This is a genomic window from Flagellimonas abyssi, from assembly GCF_019457905.1.
Lineage (GTDB): Bacteria > Bacteroidota > Bacteroidia > Flavobacteriales > Flavobacteriaceae > Flagellimonas > Flagellimonas abyssi.
This window is the reverse complement of record NZ_JAHZSV010000072.1, coordinates 1-4,770: the sequence shown is the minus strand read 5'-3', so window position 1 is coordinate 4,770 and position 4,770 is coordinate 1. Positions and strand designations below refer to the sequence as shown.

4 protein-coding genes and 1 pseudogene are annotated in these 4,770 nt (G+C 38.4%); all 5 read right to left on the bottom strand.

Annotated elements, in window-relative coordinates; all coding sequences use genetic code 11:
- Nucleotides 1-148 (bottom strand): annotated as a pseudogene (locus tag K1F36_RS20280) (conjugative transposon protein TraM); the annotation flags it as partial.
- 53 nt (nt 149-201) lie between these two features.
- Complete coding sequence (locus K1F36_RS19675) at nt 202-816, bottom strand: conjugal transfer protein TraK (RefSeq protein ID WP_220115310.1); 615 nt, start codon at nt 814-816, stop codon at nt 202-204.
- An 11-nt stretch (nt 817-827) separates the two neighbouring features.
- Nucleotides 828-1,670 (bottom strand): hypothetical protein, encoded by an 843-nt coding sequence (locus K1F36_RS19670; RefSeq protein ID WP_133671636.1) that lies wholly within the window; start codon nt 1,668-1,670, stop codon nt 828-830.
- Between the two features lie 2 nt (nt 1,671-1,672).
- Complete coding sequence (locus K1F36_RS19665; RefSeq protein WP_116772158.1) at nt 1,673-2,254, bottom strand: conjugal transfer protein; 582 nt, start codon at nt 2,252-2,254, stop codon at nt 1,673-1,675.
- A 4-nt stretch (nt 2,255-2,258) separates the two neighbouring features.
- Nucleotides 2,259-4,661 carry a TraG family conjugative transposon ATPase gene (locus K1F36_RS19660; RefSeq protein ID WP_220115309.1) on the bottom strand — a complete coding sequence of 801 codons (2,403 nt, stop codon included), beginning with the start codon at nt 4,659-4,661 and terminating at the stop codon, nt 2,259-2,261.
- Nucleotides 4,662-4,770 lie beyond the last annotated feature (109 nt).

The window sequence follows — 4,770 nt, the reverse complement described above, 5'->3', positions numbered from 1 at the left end:
CCTCTTCCAAATCTGGTACTAAGGTCTGTTTAAGATTTTCTGTTTCACTTTCATCATCGCCAATTACCATTACCGAATAGGAAATAAGGAATATGAAAATCACGGCCAATACCGCTGCAAATACTATCTTGTTTTTTTCTACTTTCATAAGAGTGAGTTTTTAAGTGCCGATTACCTGCCCGAAGTCAGGCGGGTCGGCTTTCAACTTTCATCGTTTAGTTTTTTTAAAGTGTTTTCGAAATAGTTGGTAATCAATAATCCGTGTGGATTGTTGGGAAAGTTTCGATCAACCATAATCAGGTTTCCGGTGGAAACCAATTCGTAGGTGTCGATGATTGTACCTCTATTGATTTCAAAAATGGTAGTCGTTGTAAAACCATACGAGCCATTATTTTCAGATATCCGTGACTCGATACTCAGAACTTTTTGAACTAAGGAATACTGAAGCAATCTGTTGTAAACACCATCGGCTTTTTTCTGGCGGTAGAGATTGTCCACGGAACTATTGCCTAACCACAAAGCCTTTTCCAGGTTGCGTTCGTAATTACTCGCATCGATGTTATAGAAGTAGTTGTGGAACAGATCCAAATGTGCCAAAGCTTCAACCCGAAAATTTTCCTTTTGGGTCACGAGCTTCAGGGGAATGATACTGCCATCGGTATTGATGGCAAACGCACTATTAAGTGCTTTTTGATTGGTATTGAATACCATCCAAACCGAAAATGTGCTGGATAGTAAGGCACAGGCAACAACCGCCAAAACGATAAACCGATTCAGCTTTAGGACGTTGTAAATATTCTTGTATGGTGTTTTCATTCTGAATGGGTTTAATTGGTAAATAGTCTGAGAGTAAAAGACGTGGCACGTTTATACAATTTGAATTTTAGGAAAACAATAAAACCAACCGACCCAAGCTGAACCACAGGTGCAAAAAATCCTTGACCTGTATCGGTTCCAAAAAGGTTGACCCAGAAATTAGTATTGATTTCCGTATAGAGTGCATTCACAAAGACGTTTACTAAAAAGAAAGCAGGTACTAACATATAGACCGCAGCATAAAGCTTGAAGAATGTATAAGCTAACGAACGGAACTTTTCAAAGACTGCAAGGCTAATGACCAAGGGAAAAAAAGTTTGCATTATTCCGAGTAGAAAAAAGCGTTCTGCCAAAAACAATGGATAAATGAACAAATCTAATATCCAGAGGAACAAGCTAATGATGAATGCAAATATTTTGAATCCGTAAAGCGGTGTGACCAAGGCTTCATATAATAATGTCATAGCAGCTTGTGCAACCTCGATGATACTTACATCTTCTTCTATGGGAATATCCTGCATTTGTAATGGCAATAAGGCTGGTGCAGTTCCTCGATATTGTCCTTCAATGGCAACTAATATACCATCGAAAAATCCTAATACTTGTGTTGAGAAAATGACCAAAATGACAATGGCAAAATTCTTTGCCAGTTCGCCTGGACTCAATCCCCAAGTGTAGCCATCCTTATCTGCAATGCCTTCATTGTATTTTTTGAGGATGTTGACCAGAAAGAACAGGACAGCGAGCGTTTTCATTCCTGCAATCGTGTATTGCGAAAAGTCGCTGGCCTGTATGGTCTGGAAGACGGTATCGATGTATTCCAGTCCAATTCCTAAGAGAATGGTCGCAGTCATTTTTAGTATTCGGTTTCTCGATTATTGACTTTATCCTGCATTTTCCTGAAGGAAATGATGTCACGATAGCGTTTGGTTTTGGTTGTAATATTGGAAACCATTTGCTTGGATTCCTGCTCTTTTGCTTTAAGGATTTCAGCACGTTCGGCATCGCTCATTTTTAGGTAATCGCTGGATAGTACTTCATCAATAAAATCTACTGTGTCTAACGAGTTTTGTACTATGGCATCGAACGATTCCACAACCCTTGAAACTTCATCGGGTTTGATGTAGGGCGAATTCAAAATATCCTGTAAATCATTTTGCATTACGTTGATAAGGCGCTGATTATTCTGGCCAATTTCCTCAACTGCTCTGAGTTGTTCGACAACGCTTGATACCTTTTCTATAGCCTCTTTTGCATCTTTCAAGAATTTTACAGACTTAATCATTTGAGCAGTCTGTTTACCCGATTCTATCAGTTGCTTAACCAAGCTGATAAAATTTGTATTATCGTAAGTAGGCATTCCTTGGGCGGTTGCTTTGCCTGACATAAATAAGGTCAATACTACCGTTGTTACTAAAATTTTGATTTTTGTCTTCATAATATTATGTTTTAGATGTGAATTGAATTATTGCTTTTTGCATATCGTGATGCTCATTGTAGAGCTTCATTATTTCCTCGTTTTCCTGTCCATCGGTCAAATAAGCTGCATAAACTTCCTTCGGAACTTCGAGCCGAAAAATATTACTTTCCCTACCAATCTTGATAAACATTTCGGTGTACTTGCGTGGACCGGAAAGATTGTTCTTGATGGACTTTAATTGGTTTAAATCGTGGCTGGAAAGGTTGAGACGTTTGACCAATTCGTCATAGCCTTTTTCGTTATTGAGGCTATAAATAACCTGTGTATTTTCAAGAATACTTGCTGAAGTTGAATTATTTGGTAGCTGATTGATGGACTGAAGAATAATCCCAATCGCACCATTTTGTTTTCGGATGGCTTGATAGTAAAATTCCACACTTTCCAACACGTTGTCAAACTTCAATTGCTTGGCAAACTCATCAAAAAGGATGATGCCTTTTTCTGCCCTGTTTTTCCAAATGGTTCTTTGAATGGCGGATTTAATTAGCTTGAGCATCACAGACAGGATTTCCTTATTGTCCTTGACTTCATCCAGTTCAAAAACAATCAAGCGTTTGTCTTCAATCTTATAGGTTTGGTCTTCACTTACTTCAAACAGGAAGCTATATAGACCATCGCCGACATATTCGGACATTACGTGCAAGAAGCTCGTCACATTGAAATAGTCGGGATGGATTTTTAAGGTGTCCAGAAGGTCTTTCTGGTTCCTTTCTATAAAGCTGTAAAAACCATCCAACGAATGATTTTCTGAAGTACTATCGTAATAATGGCGTAATATCTTTTTAACCGATACTGATTGTGCTTTGGTCACTTTTAAATCTGAAGCAAATAATTCAAACAGGAAAACAGACAAGTCTTCCAATCGCTCGGGTGTGAGGTCATTTGTGTCGCTAATGTAAAATGGGTTGATACCTAAGTTCTTCCCACTTTCATAACGAAGCACCGTATACTTTTCAGGATAGAGTTTAGCGAATTTGGTATAAGAACCACCCAAGTCTATGATAACCAAGCGAACGCCACTTTCAAAATACTGGCGCAGAATGTTATTGGCCAAAAAGGATTTTCCTTCGCCAGTTGGCGCGAAAATGGCAAAGTTTCGTGCCTTGATGCGTTTCTTCTTTTCATCCCAAACATCTTTCAGAACAGGAATGTTGTGCTCGCGGTCATTAAAGATAATTCCGGTGTTATCGCTTTTGTAATTGGTGTTATTGATGAACAGGCAAAGCGCGTGTTTTAAATCGGTTACGTACAAATCATTATTTGAGAAGTTAGAAGAGAAACAGCAGTAGCTATTTAGGATGTAATTCTTACGTTCTTCGCCTCTTGGATAGTATGGTATGATATCCAATTCCTTAAATTCAGTCTTTATTTTTGAAGTTATTTTGTCGAGCTCTTTGGCTTCCTTTGCCCAATACACGATATTGAGATGACCACGGATGATTCGTGCATTATCATCGGCATTGATTTGGTCAAGAATGTGCTGGATTTTACCAAGTACCACTTTATTCTGTGAACCGAAATTTGAACTTTTATTGAGTTCTTCAATCTTTTTATCCAGTAGCTTGCGCCACTTCTGTTTGTCATCGAGATATAGGATTTGGTTGACGATATGGTTCTCATTAAGCGTAAGCCCTAAGCCATCAATAAACCCTTGATGAAATACAAAATCGTCAGAAGTGAATTTCTCATTGGTTTTGCTACTCTGTACACTATCGCCAAAGCACAGTTCGCTGTTGATGGCAAGGGCATCAAAATGGTTTTCGCCAATATTGACGCTTTTCTTATCCAGTAAAATGTCAGTATCATAACCTTCATTAAAGCCATTGAAATAGGCACTTGTTAGTTGCAGGATGTCTTCCGCTTTAAGCGAAACAAAATCCATCTTTCGGCTATTATTGATAAAGGAAACTGAATCACTTACCGAGTTGGCGAAACTCTTGATGTTATCATCCAGTTCCTGTACGATTCCCTTTGAAACTTTCCTAAAGGGATTGACGTATTTCGGATTGTTGAGAGCCTTGTTTTTGGTCAAAATGAAGAACAAATAGCAGCTGTGCTCTATATGCCCACGACCTTTAAAATGCTCGTGGGTCGCTTTTTCTAAAAATGTAGAATTGGGAAGTTGTTCCGAAGAATATGATTTCTTGAGATAGATATCCTGTTTATGAACCACAGTACCAACTGGCAATGACTTTAATGCTTGAAACCAAGCACCGTGCATATCCTCAAAGTCCTTTTCAGATAAGGAATAGATTTCTGGTAAATTACCTTTATAGCACAGAATAACATTGCCATTATTGGCAAATACGATATTGTCCTGAATATCTACGATGGGTTGATATGCCGAAAGGTTAATCTTGTTCATAATCGAAGCCTAAATTTCTTTTGTTACTGATAATTTTTGGAAAAGCCTTAGCCATTTGGAATAGTTGCGGATTGTGGGTTATTCTTGTCAAAGCCACATATAGGGAAGC